Source organism: Pseudomonas sp. CVAP#3 (assembly GCF_018986375.1).
Lineage (GTDB): Bacteria > Pseudomonadota > Gammaproteobacteria > Pseudomonadales > Pseudomonadaceae > Aquipseudomonas > Aquipseudomonas helvetica.
The window spans coordinates 1-16,786 of record NZ_JAHMSC010000024.1; the positions used below are offsets into that span (position 1 = coordinate 1).

The 16,786-nt window shown below is 59.8% G+C and carries 21 protein-coding genes; 10 read left to right on the top strand and 11 right to left on the bottom strand.

Going from position 1 to position 16,786, the window contains the following annotated elements; all coding sequences use genetic code 11:
- Positions 1–166 precede the first annotated feature (166 nt).
- Positions 167–1,087, bottom strand: coding sequence for a choline ABC transporter substrate-binding protein (choX, locus tag KRR23_RS26475; protein WP_216744843.1), 921 nt, complete (start codon positions 1,085–1,087; stop codon positions 167–169).
- A 15-nt stretch (positions 1,088–1,102) separates the two neighbouring features.
- On the bottom strand, positions 1,103–2,617 hold the full coding sequence (gene betC, locus KRR23_RS26480; RefSeq protein ID WP_216744844.1) for a choline-sulfatase: 1,515 nt from the start codon (positions 2,615–2,617) through the stop codon (positions 1,103–1,105).
- Between the two features lie 114 nt (positions 2,618–2,731).
- Between betC and KRR23_RS26485 the strand changes: the two genes are divergently transcribed.
- Both KRR23_RS26485 and KRR23_RS26490 read left to right on the top strand, forming a co-directional pair.
- Positions 2,732–3,682, top strand: coding sequence for a LysR family transcriptional regulator (locus KRR23_RS26485; RefSeq protein ID WP_216744845.1), 951 nt, complete (start codon positions 2,732–2,734; stop codon positions 3,680–3,682).
- Between the two features lie 38 nt (positions 3,683–3,720).
- Complete coding sequence (locus KRR23_RS26490) at positions 3,721–4,047, top strand: DOPA 4,5-dioxygenase family protein (protein ID WP_216744846.1); 327 nt, start codon at positions 3,721–3,723, stop codon at positions 4,045–4,047.
- Between the two features lie 165 nt (positions 4,048–4,212).
- Here KRR23_RS26490 and KRR23_RS26495 read toward each other — a convergent pair whose 3' ends face one another.
- The 3 genes from KRR23_RS26495 to trpB form a co-directional block, all read right to left on the bottom strand.
- Positions 4,213–4,644, bottom strand: coding sequence for an anti-virulence regulator CigR family protein (locus KRR23_RS26495; protein ID WP_216744847.1), 432 nt, complete (start codon positions 4,642–4,644; stop codon positions 4,213–4,215).
- 127 nt (positions 4,645–4,771) lie between these two features.
- A complete protein-coding gene (trpA, locus tag KRR23_RS26500; protein ID WP_216744848.1) occupies positions 4,772–5,584 on the bottom strand; it encodes a tryptophan synthase subunit alpha in 813 nt (270 codons plus the stop codon).
- Positions 5,584–6,804 (bottom strand): tryptophan synthase subunit beta, encoded by a 1,221-nt coding sequence (gene trpB / locus KRR23_RS26505; protein WP_216744849.1) that lies wholly within the window; start codon positions 6,802–6,804, stop codon positions 5,584–5,586. The genes trpA and trpB overlap by 1 nt, the downstream gene beginning before the upstream one ends.
- Positions 6,805–6,916: 112 nt before the next feature.
- Here trpB and KRR23_RS26510 point away from each other — a divergent pair, with 112 nt between their 5' ends.
- On the top strand, positions 6,917–7,807 hold the full coding sequence (locus KRR23_RS26510) for a LysR family transcriptional regulator (RefSeq protein WP_216744850.1): 891 nt from the start codon (positions 6,917–6,919) through the stop codon (positions 7,805–7,807).
- On the opposite strand, the gene KRR23_RS26515 is transcribed toward KRR23_RS26510, so the two are convergent.
- Complete coding sequence (locus KRR23_RS26515) at positions 7,804–8,130, bottom strand: YqjD family protein (RefSeq protein ID WP_103314885.1); 327 nt, start codon at positions 8,128–8,130, stop codon at positions 7,804–7,806. The two genes, KRR23_RS26510 and KRR23_RS26515, sit on opposite strands and share 4 nt — an antisense overlap.
- A gap of 142 nt (positions 8,131–8,272) precedes the next feature.
- Between KRR23_RS26515 and KRR23_RS26520 the strand changes: the two genes are divergently transcribed.
- Positions 8,273–8,488: a dodecin gene (locus KRR23_RS26520; RefSeq protein ID WP_054594910.1), complete on the top strand. Its 216-nt coding sequence runs from the start codon at positions 8,273–8,275 to the stop codon at positions 8,486–8,488.
- 132 nt (positions 8,489–8,620) lie between these two features.
- Positions 8,621–8,842 (top strand): DUF1161 domain-containing protein, encoded by a 222-nt coding sequence (locus tag KRR23_RS26525; protein WP_054594911.1) that lies wholly within the window; start codon positions 8,621–8,623, stop codon positions 8,840–8,842.
- 70 nt (positions 8,843–8,912) lie between these two features.
- Here the strand turns inward: KRR23_RS26525 and KRR23_RS26530 are convergent, their stop codons facing one another.
- The gene (locus KRR23_RS26530; RefSeq protein WP_216744851.1) at positions 8,913–9,914 is read right to left on the bottom strand and encodes an LLM class flavin-dependent oxidoreductase; all 1,002 of its coding nucleotides are present in this window, start codon (positions 9,912–9,914) and stop codon (positions 8,913–8,915) included.
- Between the two features lie 242 nt (positions 9,915–10,156).
- Here KRR23_RS26530 and KRR23_RS26535 point away from each other — a divergent pair, with 242 nt between their 5' ends.
- Together KRR23_RS26535 and KRR23_RS26540 are read left to right on the top strand one after the other, a co-directional pair.
- Positions 10,157–10,588 (top strand): OsmC family protein, encoded by a 432-nt coding sequence (locus tag KRR23_RS26535; protein WP_216744852.1) that lies wholly within the window; start codon positions 10,157–10,159, stop codon positions 10,586–10,588.
- Positions 10,589–10,714: 126 nt separating this feature from the next.
- Positions 10,715–10,948: a DUF1161 domain-containing protein gene (locus KRR23_RS26540; RefSeq protein ID WP_216744853.1), complete on the top strand. Its 234-nt coding sequence runs from the start codon at positions 10,715–10,717 to the stop codon at positions 10,946–10,948.
- Positions 10,949–10,954: 6 nt separating this feature from the next.
- On the opposite strand, the gene KRR23_RS26545 is transcribed toward KRR23_RS26540, so the two are convergent.
- Complete coding sequence (locus tag KRR23_RS26545) at positions 10,955–11,374, bottom strand: hypothetical protein (RefSeq protein ID WP_216744854.1); 420 nt, start codon at positions 11,372–11,374, stop codon at positions 10,955–10,957.
- A 40-nt stretch (positions 11,375–11,414) separates the two neighbouring features.
- Entirely contained in the window at positions 11,415–11,831 is a 417-nt protein-coding gene (locus KRR23_RS26550) for a hypothetical protein (RefSeq protein WP_216744855.1), read from the bottom strand.
- A 59-nt stretch (positions 11,832–11,890) separates the two neighbouring features.
- Between KRR23_RS26550 and KRR23_RS26555 the strand changes: the two genes are divergently transcribed.
- Positions 11,891–12,967 carry an aminopeptidase gene (locus KRR23_RS26555; protein WP_216744856.1) on the top strand — a complete coding sequence of 359 codons (1,077 nt, stop codon included), beginning with the start codon at positions 11,891–11,893 and terminating at the stop codon, positions 12,965–12,967.
- 162 nt (positions 12,968–13,129) lie between these two features.
- Here the strand turns inward: KRR23_RS26555 and KRR23_RS26560 are convergent, their stop codons facing one another.
- Together KRR23_RS26560 and KRR23_RS26565 are read right to left on the bottom strand one after the other, a co-directional pair.
- Entirely contained in the window at positions 13,130–13,780 is a 651-nt protein-coding gene (locus KRR23_RS26560) for an HAD family hydrolase (RefSeq protein ID WP_216744857.1), read from the bottom strand.
- Between the two features lie 27 nt (positions 13,781–13,807).
- Positions 13,808–14,353, bottom strand: coding sequence for a gamma carbonic anhydrase family protein (locus tag KRR23_RS26565; RefSeq protein WP_216744858.1), 546 nt, complete (start codon positions 14,351–14,353; stop codon positions 13,808–13,810).
- Between the two features lie 62 nt (positions 14,354–14,415).
- On the opposite strand from KRR23_RS26565, the gene prlC reads away from it, so the two are divergent.
- Positions 14,416–16,494, top strand: coding sequence for an oligopeptidase A (gene prlC / locus KRR23_RS26570; RefSeq protein WP_216744859.1), 2,079 nt, complete (start codon positions 14,416–14,418; stop codon positions 16,492–16,494).
- Positions 16,491–16,781 carry a YheV family putative zinc ribbon protein gene (locus tag KRR23_RS26575; RefSeq protein ID WP_216744860.1) on the top strand — a complete coding sequence of 97 codons (291 nt, stop codon included), beginning with the start codon at positions 16,491–16,493 and terminating at the stop codon, positions 16,779–16,781. The genes prlC and KRR23_RS26575 overlap by 4 nt, the downstream gene beginning before the upstream one ends.
- Positions 16,782–16,786: the final 5 nt, after the last annotated feature.

A 16,786-nucleotide genomic window follows, 5' to 3' on the forward strand; every position in this document is an offset into this window, starting at 1 on the left:
GCCCCAGCGGGAGCAAGCTCCCTCGCCACAACTGCGGTTGTGCCTGAAACATCGGCTTAAGTGAACAGCATTGTGGATATCGGCTCCCTTTCCCCTCTCCCCTGTGGGGAGAGGGCTGGGGTGAGGGGTGGATCTTGACGTATACACCGCACGCCAGATCACCCCATCAAAGCTTCGCCCTAACTGCTGGCAACGCATCCTTCCCATCCACGGTCTTCACGCCATCAAGCCATTTATCGAGGACCGCCGGATTGGCCTTGATCCACGCCTTCGCCGCGTCGGCGTTGCTGAGCTTCTTGTTGACCACTTCGGCCATGATGCTGTTCTCCATCTCCTGGGTGAAGCTCAGGTTGGTCAGCAGTTTGCCGACGTTCGGGCAGGCCTGTGCATAACCTTTGCGGGTCAGGGTGTGGACGCTGCCGGTGTCGCCGAAGTATTTCTCGCCGCCCTTCAGGTAATGCATTTTCAGCTGCACGTTCATCGGGTGCGGGGTCCAGCCGAGGAAGGTCACGAACTTCTGCTTTTTCACCGCGCGGGACACTTCTGCGAGCATTGCCTGTTCGCTGGATTCGATCAGCTTCCATTGGCCGAGATCGAAATCGTTCTTCTTGATGATCTCTTGCAGCGAGATGTTCGCCGGGGCTCCGGAGCCGATGCCGTAGATCTTCTTGTCGAACTTGTCGGCGTATTTATTCAGGTCGGCAAAGTTATGCACACCGGCGTCCCACACGTAGTCGGGAACGGCCAGGGTGAACTCGGTGCCGTCGAGGTTCTTCGACAGCTGGGTGACATCGCCATTGGCCACGAATTTGTCGTAGAAGCCCTGCTGCGCCGGCATCCAGTTACCCAGGAACACATCGACCTGGCCGTCCTTGAGCCCGCCAAAAGTGATCGGCACCGCCAAGGTGTCGACCTTGGCCTTGTAGCCCATGCCTTCAAGCAGGAAACCGGTGATGGCGTTGGTCGCGGCAATGTCGCTCCAGCCCGGGTCCGCCATTTTTACCGTGTCGCAACTTTGCTCGGCGTAGGCCGAAACGCTGCTCAAGGCCAGCAGCCCCGCCGTCAGTACTGTGGATAACTTTTGCATGTTCTTCCCCTTACGTTATTGGTTTTGGCAGGGTTGTGGATAACGTGCTTTGCGCTCCAGATCATCGAGGTCGATGTGGTTGCGCATGTACTGCTGACTGGCATCGACCAACGGCTGGTGGTCCCAGCTCTTCAGCTTGCCGAGCGTCAGCGCCTGGGCGACGAAACGTCGTCGACGCTGGCTGGCGAGCACTTGTTGGTGAATCGCCGGAATGTTCCATTTAGCCCGTGCTTCGGCGAGAAAATCGTCGAACAACTGGCGATGTTGCATGGATTGGCTGAGTTCTTCCTGTTCATGCGGATCGTTGTGCACGTCGAAAAGCAGGCACGGATCGTCTTCGCTGTAGATGAATTTGTACGCGCCACGGCGGATCATCATCAGCGGACTGATGGTGCCTTCGGCCATGTATTCACCAAACACTTCGTCGTGTCCGCCCTGCCCTTGCAGGTGCGGCACCAGCGAGCGACCGTCCAGTGGCAAGCCGGGCTCCAACGTGCCGCCGGCCAGTTCCACCAGGGTCGGCAGCAGATCGGCGGTGGACACCGCGGCACTGACTCGCCCGGCCGCGAACTGCCCCGGTGCGCTGACCAGCAGCGGCACGCGGGCGGCCATTTCGAACCAGTGCATTTTGTACCAGAGCCCACGCTCACCGAGCATGTCGCCGTGGTCACCGGAGAAGACAATGATGGTGTCGTCGATCAGCCCCGTATCCTCGAGGGTTTGCAGAAGTTTGCCGACGTTGCTGTCGATATAGCTGCACGCACCGAAATAGGCGCGGCGCGCATCGCGAATCTTATCCACAGGCAGCGGCTTGCCCCACAGATCGTAAACCTTGAGCAGACGCTGGGAATGCGGATCGAGATCGGTTTGCGCCGGGGTTTCCGGCAGCGGGATGTCTTTGTCGTCGTACAGGTCCCAAAAGGCTTTGGGAATGGTGTACGGATCGTGTGGGTGAGTCATCGACACGGTCAGGCAGAACGGCTGATCGCCGTCTTCGCGGATGTGATCGAACAGGTACTGCTGGGCCTTGAACACCACCTCTTCGTCGAAATCCAGTTGATTGGTGCGCACGCAGGGCCCGGCCTGCAGCACCGAGGACATGTTGTGATACCAGCTCGGGCGTACGTCCGGTTCATCCCAGTTCACTGCCCAGCCGTAGTCAGCCGGGTAGATGTCGCTGGTCAGGCGTTCTTCGTAGCCATGCAACTGATCCGGGCCACAGAAGTGCATCTTGCCGGACAGTGCGGTGCGGTAGCCGAGGCGCCGCAGGTAGTGGGCATAGGTCGGCACGTCTGCTGGGAAATCCGCTGCGTTGTCGTAGGCGCCGATCTTGCTCGGCAACTGGCCGCTGACCAGGGTGAACCGCGAAGGTGCGCACAACGGGCTATTGCAATACGCGGCGTCGAACACCACGCCTTGCGCAGCCAGGCGGCTCAGGTTGGGCAGCTTGATCGGCGATGGGCGGTAGAACGGCAACAGGGGCGCAGCCATTTGATCAGCCATGATGAAAAGAATGTTCTTGCGCTTCATGTGATCGCGGCATTCCATAGTGAGGAGTTATGCGAAAGTGCTGTGATCGAGGATGTAGCCCACGCACTTCGTGGTAAAGCCCACGCCCGGCAATGACTAGGATAAGCAGAGCTTATGTATGACGCCCTTGGTGATTTGTCCCTAGACCTGTTTCGCGCCTTTGAAGCCGCAGCACGTCATCGCAGCTTTACCGCTGCGGCGGTGGAGCTCGGCACCACGCAGCCCGCTGTCAGCCAGCAGATCAAACGGTTGGAGGAGCAACTCGGTACGCGGCTGTTCGACCGCATTTACCGAGGCATCGAGTTGACCGAGGCCGGGGCGATTCTGTTCGAGCAGGTGCAGGCCGGTTTGCAGAGCATCGACGCTGGGCTGAATGCGATCAGCGCCCAGCATCAGCACGAGGTGTTGCAGGTGGCCACCGACTTCGCCTTCGCCGCCTATTGGCTGATGCCGCGTTTGCACCGCTTCCACCAAGCCAATCCACAGGTGGACGTCAGCCTGGTGACCAGCGAACGCAGCCACAACATGCTGCGCACTGACATCGATGTGGCCGTGCTGTTTGGCGATGGGCGTTTCAAACAGGGCGAAAGCCATTGGCTGTTCAGTGAAGAAGTGTTCCCGGTGTGCAGCCCGCTGCTGCTCAAAGACCGCACCGCGCCCCTGCCCGCCCATGCCTTGCAGGAATTGCCGCTACTGCATTTGCGCGGCGAAAACAGCAGCCACTGGTTCGACTGGAGCGGCGTGTTCCGCACGTTGGGCATCGCCACCCCACCTGCACCGGGGCAGCTGCGTTTCGACAACTACACGCTGTTGATTCAAGCGGCGATTGGCGGCCAAGGCGTGGCGATTGGTTGGCGACACCTTGTGGATAACTTGCTGGCGCAAGGTTTGTTGTGCCGACCGATTGCCGAGACGGCGATATCGAGCTTCGGCTATTACGTGGTCCTGCCCCAGCGCAAACGCCGCAGCGCGCTGATCCAGCAGTTCGTCGACTGGCTGATGACCGAACAGGCGAGCAGCGCGGAGTCGCTGACAGGTTTGGCCCTGCCGTCGATTGCGGTGTAGCGTTGCGGTTGGAATGAATCCCGAGACACGAGAACGCTATGCAACGGATCAAGGGCTACCACGCCCATGTGTACTTTGACGCGAGCACCATCGATCAGGCACGAGCCCTGTGTGAGCAGGCTGCGCAGTTGTTTCCGCTGAAGATGGGCCGGGTGCACGAACGGCTGGTCGGCCCGCACCCGGACTGGAGCTGCCAATTGGCCTTCGCACCGGAACTGCTCGGCGAAGTGCTGCCGTGGCTGGCGCTTAATCGCAAAGGCCTAGTGGTGTTTGTGCACCCGGATACCGGCGACGACCTGGCCGACCACACCGACCATGCGATCTGGATGGGAGCGATCCGGCCATTGGATTTGTCGATTTTTTGAACATTTGTTCAGCGCAGTGCAAACCCGTGGTGAGGGAGCTTGCTCCCGCTGGGTCGCGAAGCGGCCCCAACTTCAACGACCCGGTTACATCAGGTAAGACGAGGTCGCTGAGTTACGACTGCTACGCAGTCGAGCGGGAGCAAGCTCCCTCGCCACGGACGGTATTTAGTACAAAACGCCTTCCAGCACTTCATAAACCACCCCGGTGCCTATGGCGATCAGCACGATGTCACCGCCCATGCGTCGCCATTCGTAACCTGGGTAGTACGGCAAGTGTTCGAGGGCTCGGCTGTCCAAGCGCTCGCCGTAGTAGCCGCGCGGCAAGGGTTGGCCTCTGACCCAGCGAACGCCTGGCGGTGGTGGTGCACCGCGGACGAAATACCCGTGGTTGACGCGGATCACTTCGCGCACCGGACCGAAGTCCTGCGGTGGCCGTCTGTATTCAGGGCGGTGATCGCGGTGATCATCGCCGCGATGCTCGTACCGCGGGCCGCCGCGATCATGATCGTCGCGTTCATCGGCGCTTACGTGGAGCAAGGGCGTGGCGCTGAGCATCAATACACCCAGGCTGGCAATCAGGCGTTTGGGCATTTTCATTTGGGTCTTCCTCAGAGCATCCACAGCAAAAAAAAAAGGGGCTCAGAACTCGGTTCCAAACCCCTGGGTCTTGCTATTTAGTCTGCGGTGCCGGGCACTTAATTCCTCTGTATCAGGAACTTTACTCTTAGCTGACGCGGGCTTTACGCACACCTTCGGACAACGCCGAGCACAGGCCGAGTACGCCGTCGACGGCCTGCTCAGGTGTGGTTGCGTTAGCGATGTGGTCGATCAGCGCTGAACCCACCACCACGCCGTCTGCCAGGCGGGCGATGGACGCCGCTTGCTCTGGTGTGCGGATGCCGAACCCGATGCTGATCGGCAGGTCGGTGTGGCGCCGCAAACGGGCCACGGCTTCTTCGACGTGTTCCAGGGTCGCTGCGCCAGCACCGGTCACACCGGCCACCGATACGTAGTACACAAAACCGGAACTGCCATTGAGCACCGTCGGCAGACGCACGTCATCGGTGGTCGGAGTGGTCAGGCGGATGAAGTCGATGCCTGCCGCTTGCGCCGGGTCGCACAGCTCGGCGTTATGTTCAGGCGGCATGTCGACCACGATCAGGCCATCGACACCGGCTTCCTTGGCATCGTTGATGAAACGCGGTACGCCGTAGTAATGAATCGGGTTGAAGTAACCCATCAGCACCAGCGGCGTGTGGTTGTTGTCTTTGCGGAACTCGCGAACCATTTGCAGGGTTTTCGCCAGGTTCTGCTTAGCGCCCAAGGCGCGGATGTTGGCGAGCTGGATCGCCGGGCCGTCGGCCATCGGATCGGTGAAGGGCATGCCCAGTTCGATCACGTCGGCACCCGCCGCTGGCAAGCCTTTGAGGATCGCCAGCGAGGTGTCATAGCTCGGGTCGCCGGCAGTGACGAAGGTCACCAGGGCGGCGCGGTTCTGTTCTTTGAGTTCGGCGAAGCGCGTTTGCAGGCGGCTCATCAGTGTTTCTCCTGCTGAGAGTTTTCCATGTGGTGCATGACGGTCTGCATGTCTTTGTCGCCACGGCCGGACAGGTTGACCACCATCAGGTGATCTTTCGGCAGGGTCGGTGCGCGTTTGAACACTTCGGCCAGGGCGTGGGCGCTTTCCAGTGCAGGAATGATCCCTTCCAGGCGGCAGCATTTGTGGAAGGCATCGAGGGCTTCGTGGTCAGTCACCGAGGTGTACTGGACGCGACCGATGTCATGCAACCAGGCGTGTTCCGGGCCGATACCCGGATAGTCGAGGCCGGCGGAGATCGAGTGAGCGTCGATGATCTGGCCATCGTCGTCCTGCAGCAGGAAGGTCCGGTTGCCGTGCAGCACGCCCGGTACGCCGCCGTTCAGGCTGGCCGCATGTTTGCCGGTTTCGATGCCATGACCCGCCGCTTCAACGCCGATGATTTCGACGCTTTTGTCATCGAGGAACGGGTGGAACAGGCCCATGGCGTTGGAACCACCACCGATGCACGCCACCAGGCTGTCCGGCAGGCGTCCTTCCTTGGCTTGCAGTTGTTCGCGGGTTTCCTTGCCGATCACCGCCTGGAAGTCGCGGACCATTGCCGGATAAGGGTGCGGGCCGGCCACGGTGCCGATCAGGTAGAAGGTGCTGTCGACGTTGGTCACCCAGTCACGCAGGGCTTCGTTCATCGCGTCTTTCAGGGTGCCGGTGCCGGCAACCACGGGAATCACTTCGGCGCCCAGCAGCTTCATGCGGAACACGTTGGCCTGTTGGCGCTCGATGTCGGTGGTGCCCATGTAGATCACGCAATCGAGGCCAAAGCGCGCGGCCACGGTGGCAGTCGCCACGCCGTGCATGCCGGCGCCGGTCTCGGCGATGATGCGTTTTTTGCCCATGCGCCGCGCCAGCAGGATCTGGCCGATGCAGTTGTTGATCTTGTGCGCGCCGGTGTGGTTCAGCTCCTCGCGCTTGAGGTAGATCTTCGCGCCGCCGCAGAACTCGGTCAGGCGCTCGGCGAAGTACAGTGGGCTTGGACGGCCGACGTAGTCGCGCTGGAAGTAGGCCAATTGTTCTTTGAACGCTGGATCATCCTTGGCCGCTTCATATTCGCGGGCCAGGTCGAGGATCAACGGCATCAGGGTCTCGGCAACGTAGCGGCCGCCGAACGCGCCAAACAGGCCGTTGGCATCAGGGCCGTTGCGCAGATTAGTCTGGGTCATGGGGCGCTCCAGTTGAATACGTGAAGTGGCAATGGCGTTCACTCTACCCCTGACGTTCCAAGCTGAAAACCGATAAGATCGCCGTAACCTGTCAGGAAAACTCACAGATCCCATGAGCCACGACCTCCCCCCGCTGAACGCCCTGCGCGCCTTCGAAGCCACTGCCCGCCTGAACAGCGTCAGCCAGGCTGCGGAGCAACTGCACGTGACCCACGGCGCGGTCAGCCGGCAGTTGAAAGTGCTGGAGGAGCATCTGGGGGTGAACCTGTTCGTCAAGGATGGGCGCGGCCTGAAACTCACAGATGCCGGCGTGCGCTTACGCGATGTCAGCAGCGAGGCCTTCGAGCGTTTGCGCACCGTTTGTGGTGAACTGACGCAAGGTCACGCCGACGCGCCGTTCGTGCTCGGCTGCTCTGGCAGTTTGCTGGCGCGCTGGTTCATCCCACGTCTGGGCCGGTTGAATGCCGACCTGCCGGATTTGCGCTTGCACCTATCGGCGGGTGAAGGCGATCTTGACCCACGACGGCCGGGGCTCGATGCCTTGCTGGTGTTTGCCGAGCCGCCGTGGCCTGCGGACATGCAGGTTTATGAATTGGCCAGCGAGCGCATAGGCCCGGTATTGAGCCCTCGCTTTGCCAGTTACGACAGCCTGCGCCAGGCGCCGGCGGCTGCGCTGCTCAACCAATCCTTGTTGCACACCACTTCACGTCCGCAAGCCTGGCCCAGTTGGGCGCAGCGCAACGACCTCGACGCCAAGGCGCTGAAGTTCGGGCAAGGTTTCGAGCATTTGTATTATTTGCTGGAGGCGGCGGTGGCCGGGCTGGGTGTGGCGATTGCCCCTGAGCCGCTGGTGGCCGAGGACTTGACGGCCGGTCGCCTGGTTGCGCCGTGGGGTTTCAGTGAAACCCCGGCGCAACTGGCGTTGTGGCTACCCAAGCGCGCCGCAGACGGGCGCGCTCGGCAGTTGGCGCAGTGGCTGAAAAACGAGCTGCGCCAGCCTTAATGGCCGCGTTTGTACAGCAGATACGCCGCCACCAAACCCAAGGCACCGACCGCGACGCTAGCGGTAGTCCATGGGTGTTCCTGGGCGTAATCGCGGGTGGCGATCCCGGTTTCGCGGGTTTTGACTTTGACTTCTTCGTACGCATCGCTGAGCAGGTGGCGCGAGTGTTTCAGTGCGTTCTCGGCGTTGTTTTTGAGGGCCTTGAGAGTTTTCAGCGACTCGTCCGAGGTATCACTCTTCAAGCTTTCCAGCGACTTGAGCAGACTTTCGATCTCGGCTTCCATGCTTTGCAATGACGCTTTACGCAACGAGGTGATGGCCATGGTGACTCTCCTTCTTTGATTGAGTGCGTATGTTGGTTGGGACTCCAACGGTTCGGGAAAGTGCATTCATTTTGAACCTTCAACGACAGAAGAAATACCGACAATCGCTGCTAGGCTCTAATCACAATTCCAGGAGAACGCCATGACTGACCATCACACTTACAAGAAAGTCGAGCTGGTTGGCTCGTCCCCTACCAGCATTGAAGATGCCATCAACAATGCATTGGCCGAGGCCAGCAAAAGCATCAAGCTCATGGAGTGGTTCGAGGTTACCGAAACCCGGGGGCACATCAAGGACGGCAAGGCGGCACACTTTCAGGTCACGCTCAAAGTCGGGTTCCGGATTGCCAATAGCTGAGGTTGAGCTAGGCTTCTGAACTTGTGCGCTGGCCGATTGCCATAGGGAATGGCAAAGCGCTACTTCGTCTTGGGCGGAAGGCGCCCGAGTGTTAACGCTTACCCCTTTTGATCCGACCAGGGAATGTTACCGATGAAGAAATTTATTTTGGCGGTGGGTTTGTTGAGCATTGCGGGAACCACCTTTGCGGCGGGCAAACCGTGCGAAGAGCTGAAAAGCGAAATTGCGGCAAAAATCGACGCCAAGGGCTCCAAAAACTATTCGCTGGAAATCGTTGATAAAGGCGCGGCCGCGGGCGGCAAAGTGGTCGGCAAGTGCGAGGCAGGCAAGAAGGTCATCGTCTACAAGAAGTAGGTTGAGTCAGCTGTTTATGTAATAAAGCCGACGCCATGGCGTCGGCTTTTTTGTAGGCATTGTCCGAGACTTAGCCCTTCATCACTTGCGCCAGCAGTTCGTAGGAATGCAGGCGATCAGCGTGTTCGTACAGGTCACAGGTGAAGATCAACTCGTCGGCTTGAGTCTGCTCGATCAGCACTTCAAGTTTGCCGCGAATTTTCGCCGGGCTGCCGACCATGGCCAGACCGAGAAAATCACCGACGGCTTCTCTCTCATGGGGCAACCACAGGCCGTCCATGGTTTTTACCGGTGGCCGTTGAACCAGGCTTTGGCCGCGCATCAGCGCCAGGATTCGTTGGTAGACCGAGGTTGCCAGGTAATCGGCTTGTTCGTCGGTGTCGGCGGCTACCAGCGGCACGCCCAGCATCACGTAGGGTTTATCCAGTACGGCTGAAGGCTTGAAGTGATTGCGGTAAACCCGAATCGCTTCATGCATATAACGCGGTGCGAAATGCGAGGCGAAGGCGTAAGGCAAACCGCGCTCGCCGGCCAGTTGCGCGCTGAACAGGCTGGAGCCCAGCAGCCAGACCGGCACATGGGTGCCGGTGCCGGGCATCGCGATAATGCGCTGGTCCGGTGTGCGTGGGCCCAGGTAGCGCACCAGTTCGGCGACGTCTTCGGGGAAATCGTCGGCGCTGCCGGAGCGTTCACGGCGCAAGGCGCGGGCGGTCATCTGATCGGAGCCCGGTGCGCGACCCAGGCCGAGGTCGATTCGCCCCGGATAGAGGCTTTCGAGGGTGCCGAATTGTTCGGCGATCACCAGCGGCGCATGGTTGGGTAGCATCACGCCACCGGAACCGACACGAATGCTCGACGTCCCGCCGGCCAGATAGCCAAGCAGTACGGAAGTCGCGGAACTGGCGATGCCATCCATATTGTGGTGTTCGGCGACCCAGAAACGGTTGTAGCCCCACTTCTCCACGTGTTGCGCCAGGTCCAGCGAGTTGCGTAGCGATTGCGCGGGGCTGCCGTTCTCGCGAACGGGCACCAGGTCCAGCGTCGAGAACTTGATATCGGACAGTTGTTTCATAAGCCGGCTTCTCCAATGAGGGTACGCAGGCTTTTCTCACCAACGAAAACCTGCCGAATGCATGAGCGTGTTCTATGCAATGTGGGCATATACCCGAGTTTCAATAGCAGACATGAATTTGCCGACCAGATAAGTGGTTCGATCCGACAAGGTGAACTTTGCCCAGTCTTCTATCCTCAGAACCCTGGCAACCGAAAACCATGAAGGCGCGACCCTTCGCGCCGGATTTTGAGGAGGCAGAGATGAGTATCAAAAAGAAAGCATCAGCGCATTGGGTTGGTGATCTGAAAACCGGCCTGGGTTCTATCTCGACCGAAACCGGGGTCCTGAAAAATGCACCTTATGGCTTCAAGGCGCGTTTTGAAGGCGGCCCCGGCACCAACCCGGAAGAGCTGATCGGCGCCGCTCATGCGGGTTGTTTCTCCATGGCATTTTCAATGATTCTCGGTGAGGCTGGCCTCAAGGCCGACACGATCGACACCCAGGCCGAGGTGACGCTGGATCAGGTCGACGGTGGTTTTGCGATCACCGCCGTGCACCTGACGCTCAAAGCGAAAATCCCCGGCGCCAGCCAGCAGCAGTTCGAAGAACTGAGCAAAAAAGCCAAAGAGGGCTGCCCGGTGTCCAAAGTGCTGAACGCCAAAATCACGCTTGATGCGACGCTTGTAAGTTGACCGCTCCCCGAAGCAGCTGGCACGCCAGCTGCTTCAAATCAGAACTCGCCGGGTGAAACTGTGGTCGAATAAGTGACAGCAGCTTCAGCGCATAACTGTGCGCGCTGCCTAAAGGGAGCTTCAACCATGAAACGTTTTGCCTTGGCGGTTATCTGCAGCGTGCTGGCCACATCGGTCCTGGCGGCCCCCAAATCGTGCGAAGAACTCAAGGCCGAGATCGAATCCAAGATCCAGGCCAATAACGTATCGTCCTACACCCTGGAGATCGTCACCAATGACGAAGTGCACGACCAGAACATGGTGGTCGGCACGTGTGAAGGCGGAACGAAGAAAATCATCTATCAGAAGAACGACAGATAATCCGTCTTACGGGATGCAAAAAGTCTGACTCTCTTCTGCGACGAGCTCGCGCTTGGCGTTATACAGCCGGGCGCTGGGCGTGGTGGTCAGCGAGCGAGCTTCGAGCAGGTAACGTTGTCCGGCTTCGAAATGATCGTAGCGCACGGTCAAATAGCACAGTCGGTTTGGCGAGTCGAAGTCCATGCCAAAACCTCCGTAAAACTGCTCGAAGTCGAAGCGAACCTTCAATTCATGGCTGCCGGGTGTGACCTGGAAGAATCGCCCGTCTTTCAGGCGCTTATTGTCCAGGCTCTCGGCCATGAGGACTTTGCCCCCGGGCGTCGGCATGGCGAAGTCGACCCAGGCCATGTTCGGGTTGGCAGCAGGCAACGGGGTCATACAGCCGGCCAGCGAGCTGATGGCGAGAAAAAGCAGAATTCTGCGCATGATCAATTTCCGGGCGGTCAGGTATTAATCATAGCGCCGATCAGGTTCGTTGGCAGCCTGCCAGATGCGCTTGGCCAACGACTTTGCGCTGCTGATCATAGAGTTTGGCCCACGGCCGGAAGCCGATATTCCCCGCTTGCAGTTGATATCGCTGGCCGGCACTGAAGTCGTTGAACTTCACACTTAACCGGCAATCGCGCCACAGCGGTTCGGCGTCGGGGCCGATATTCGTTGGTTCTACCGCGAACTGATAACGCACCTTCAACTCATGGCTGCCCGGTGGAACCTGGAAGTAGCGTTTATCGGCGGTGGCCTTGGCGTCCACTTCCATCGCTTGCAACACAGTGTCATGTTGATGGGGCCCAAGGTCTATCCAGGCTTGAGCCGGGTCGGGTTGGGGCAGTCCAACACAGCCAGCCAGCATCAGCAGGTTTGCAGTCAGCAATAACGCGCGCATAGCGAAGCTCCAGTCAGGCGAGATAGTCTTGCGGGCAGACTCCCCAAGGATGATTTGATGTGATCAGGCTGCTTTCAAGCCATCGGTTACTTGATCGCGTTTTGCGCGTTTTGTTTCCGGCCGCGTTGCTTTTGTTGCTGAACGGTTGCTCGAGCGTCAATTACTACGGCCAGTTGGCCCGCGGTCAGTGGCAATTGCTGCGCGCGCGTGAGCCGGTGAGCGAGGTGGTTGCCGACCCTGCGCGTGACGCGAAACTGCGCGCGCACCTGGCCCAGTCGCAAAAGGCCCGCGAGTTCGCGAGTCAGCAGTTGCACCTGCCAGATAACAAAAGTTATCGCCTCTATGCCGATATCGGCCGACCGTATGTGGTGTGGAATGTGTTCGCCACGCCGGAGTTTTCCCTCAAGCCGCAGAATCATTGCTTTCCGATTGCCGGGTGCGTGGCCTATCGCGGGTACTACAGCCAGAGCGCCGCGCGAGGCAACGCTGCGCTGCTGCGCCTGCAGGGCATGGATGTGTCGATCAGCGGTGTTGAAGCCTATTCGACCTTGGGCTGGTTCAACGACCCGATCATCAGTTCAATGATGAACTGGGGTGACGAGCGTCTGGCGACGCTGATTTTTCACGAACTGGCGCATCAGCGGTTTTATGTGAAGGACGACACGGAGTTCAACGAGTCTTTCGCCACCTTCGTCGAACAGGAAGGCACCCGCCAATGGCTTGCAGCTCGCGGTTTACCGCCGGCCGGCAAGGCTCAAGAGCAGCAACGTGATCAATTCACCCGGCTGATTCTGGGCACCCGTACGCGACTCGAAAAACTCTATGCATTGCCCCTTGCGACTGAACAGATGCGCCAGCGTAAAGCCGCCGAGTTCGAACGTTTGCGCAGCGATTATCGGGCCCTGCGCAACAGTCAATGGGCCGGCGACAAGCGCTTTGATGCCTGGATCAATGCGCCGATGAACAACGCCCGGCTGCTGCCATTCGGACTCTATGACCAGTGGGTGCCGGCGTTTTCCGAAGTGTTCAAACAGTCGGGTGGAGATTGGCTGAAGTTTTATGCGGCGGTGGAGAAATTGGGGGCGCTGCCGGTTGAGCAGCGCAAGGCAGCGCTGAAAGCGTTGGCTGGCAAGTAGCCCTGTGGCGAGGGAGCTTGCTCCCGCTGGGTCGCGCAGCGACCCCAATATCATGCGGCACGGTGTTTCAAGTTGAACACCTTCCACAGGTTACGACTGCTGCGCCCGAGCGCGGACCGGCGGGCGGGAGCAAGCTCCCTCGCCACAAAAGCGGTCCAGCGGTTAGCCCCGCAAAAACGCCTGATGCAACTCGGCCAGTGTCTCGAAGTGATACGCCGGCTGTTCGGCGCTCAATTCTTCGTGGCTGCCGAAGCCATAACCCACCGCCGCTGCGTCCAGACCGTTGCGCCTGGCGCCGATCAGGTCGTGTTTGCGGTCGCCGATCATCAGTGTGGTGGCCGGGGCCAGGCCTTCTTCGGCCATCAAATGGGCAATCAGCTCGACCTTATCGGTGCGGGTGCCATCCAGTTCGCTGCCGTAGATCACTTTGAAGTGCCGATCGAAACCGAAGTGCCGGGCGATTTCCCGGGCGAAAACCCACGGCTTCGACGTCGCGATATACAGCTGCCGCCCTTGCCCATCAAGGGTTTCCAGCAATGGCATGACACCGTCGAATACGCGGTTTTCGTACAGGCCGGTAACCTTGAAGCGCTCGCGATAGAAATTCACCGCCTCCCAGGCCTTGGGCTCGTCGAAGTCGTAGAACTGCATGAAGGCTTGCAGCAACGGCGGGCCGATGAAGTGTTCGAGCTTGGTCAGGTCAGGCTCGTCGATCTCCAGTTTGCTCAAGGCGAACTGGATCGAGCGAGTGATGCCCTCACGCGGGTCGGTCAGGGTGCCATCGAGGTCGAATAAAACGGTTTGGTAATGCATGAAGATTCCTGAGTGAGTCTGCCTAAGTCAGAGCTGGTCGTAGCCTTCGGCCAGATGCAGGTCTTTGAGCTTCACGTAATTCGCTGCGCTGTAGGTGAAAAACGCCCGTTCCTTGTCAGTCAGTGGACGGATCTGTTTCACCGGGCTGCCGACATAGAGGAAACCGCTTTCCAGGCGTTTTCCCGGTGGCACCAGGCTGCCAGCGCCGATGATCACCTCGTCTTCGACCACCGCGCCGTCCATGACGATGCTGCCCATGCCGATCAGGACCCGGTTGCCGACGGAGCAGCCGTGCAGCATGACTTTGTGGGCGATGGTCACGTCGTCGCCGATCAACAGCGGGAAACCGTCGGGGTTGAAGGGCCCGGCGTGGGTAATGTGCAGCACGCAGCCATCCTGCACGCTGGTGCGCTGGCCAATGCGGATGCGGTGCATGTCGCCGCGAATCACGGTCAGCGGCCAGACCGAGCTGTCTTCGCCTATTTCGATGTCGCCGATCACCACCGCCGAGCTGTCGACAAAGGCGCCTTTACCGAGCATGGGGGTGTGGTTCTGGTACTTGCGAAGGGACACGATAGGCTCTCTCTCTGTTGTTGATAGCTGCGGTTGGCGTCGATTGTAATTAAGATGGCCGCATGTTTCTTCCAGCCAAGGTGCCAACCGTGAGCGTGAACAATCCTCTTTTGCAGCCCTACGACCTGCCGCCGTTCTCGGCGATCCGCGCCGAGCACGTACAACCGGCCATCGAACAGATCCTCGCGGACAACCGCGCCGCCATCGCCGAGATCCTCAAGAGCCAGGGCAAACAGCCTACCTGGGCGGGTCTGGTACTGGCGATGGACGAACTGAACGATCGCCTGGGCGCAGCCTGGAGCCCGGTCAGTCACCTGAATGCGGTGTGCAACAGTGCCGAACTGCGTGAGGCTTACGAGTCCTGCCTGCCGGCGCTGAGCGCCTACGCCACTGAAATGGGCCAGAACCGCGAACTGTTCCAGGCCTATGAAGCGCTGGTCAATAGCCCGGAAGCGGCCGGTTTCGATGTCGCGCAAAAAACCATACTGGAACACGCGCTGCGTGACTTCCGTTTGTCGGGTATCGATTTGCCGGCAGCTGAGCAAAAACGTTACGCCGAGGTGCAGAGCAAGCTGTCCGAGCTGGGCAGCCATTTCTCCAACCAATTGCTCGATGCCACCCAGGCCTGGACCAAACACATCACCGATGAGGCCACCCTCGCCGGCCTGACCGATTCGGCCAAGGCGCAAATGGCTGCTGCGGCCCAAGCCAAAGATCTGCAAGGCTGGCTGATCAACCTGGAATTCCCGAGCTACTACGCGGTGATGACCTACGCCCAAGACCGCGCGCTACGCGAAGAAGTCTACGCCGCTTACTGCACCCGTGCGTCGGACCAAGGCCCGAACGCCGGTCAGAACGATAACAGCCCAGTGATGGAAGAGATCCTCGACCTGCGTCAGGAGCTGGCCAAGCTGCTGGGGTTCGCCAGTTTCTCGGAGCTGAGCCTGGCGACCAAAATGGCTGAGTCCAGCGATCAGGTGCTGAGCTTCCTGCGCGACCTGGCCAAGCGCAGCAAACCGTTCGCCGCGCAGGATCTGGAACAACTCAAAGCCTACGCTGCCGAACAGGGCTGCCCTGATCTGCAAAGCTGGGACAGCGGTTTCTACGGCGAAAAACTCCGTGAACAGCGTTACAGCGTTGCTCAGGAAGCGCTTCGTGCGTACTTCCCGATCGATAAAGTCCTGAGCGGCCTGTTCGGCATCGTCCAGCGTCTGTACGGTATCGAAATCGCCGAGCTGAAAGGCTTCGATACTTGGCACCCGGACGTTCGCCTGTTCGAAATCAAGGAAAACGGCGAACACGTCGGGCGCTTCTTCTTCGACCTGTATGCCCGTGCCAACAAGCGCGGCGGTGCCTGGATGGACGGCGCCCGCGACCGTCGCCGCACCGCTGAAGGTGTATTGCAAAGCCCGGTGGCCAATCTGGTGTGCAACTTCACCCCGGCCGACAGTGGCAAGCCTGCCCTGTTGACCCACGATGAAGTCACCACGCTGTTCCACGAATTCGGTCACGGCCTGCATCACCTGCTGACCCGCGTTGAATATTCCGGTGTGTCCGGGATCAACGGCGTGGCGTGGGACGCGGTCGAGCTGCCAAGTCAGTTCATGGAAAACTGGTGCTGGGAGCCCGAAGGCCTGGCGTTGATCTCCGGTCATTACGAAACCGGCGAGCCACTGCCGCAGGACCTGCTGCAAAAAATGCTCGCCGCGAAGAACTTCCAGTCCGGACTGATGATGGTTCGCCAGCTGGAATTCTCGCTGTTCGACTTCGAGCTGCACGCTACCCATGGCGACGGTCGCAGCGTACTGCAAGTGCTTGAAGGCGTGCGCGACGAGGTTTCGGTAATGCGTCCGCCGGCCTACAACCGTTTCCCTAACAGCTTCGCGCATATCTTCGCTGGCGGTTACGCGGCGGGTTACTACAGCTACAAGTGGGCTGAAGTGCTGTCGGCCGATGCCTTCTCGAAGTTCGAGGAAGACGGCGTGCTCAATGCCGCCACCGGTCGTGCGTTCCGCGAGGCGATCCTGGCCCGCGGCGGTTCTCAGGAGCCGATGGTGCTGTTCGTCGATTTCCGCGGACGTGCGCCGTCGATTGACGCACTCTTGCGCCACAGCGGCCTCGACGAGGACGCGGCAGCATGAGTGACGCGCCAGTGAGCAAAACCAAGAAACGCTTCATCGCCGGGGCAGTCTGCCCGGCGTGCAGCGAGCCGGACAAGTTGATGATGTGGAGCGAAGACGAGGTGCCGCACCGCGAATGCGTGGCCTGTGGTTATTCCGACACGCTGAACGAGCAAGGTCTGTCAGTGCCCAAGGAATTGGGTACGCGGGTCAATACCACCGCGTTGAAAGTCCCGGACGCCAAGGTCCAGGCTGTGCAGTTCTTTCCCAATCCGAAGCTGAAGAAAAAGTCCGACGATCACTCCTGATCACC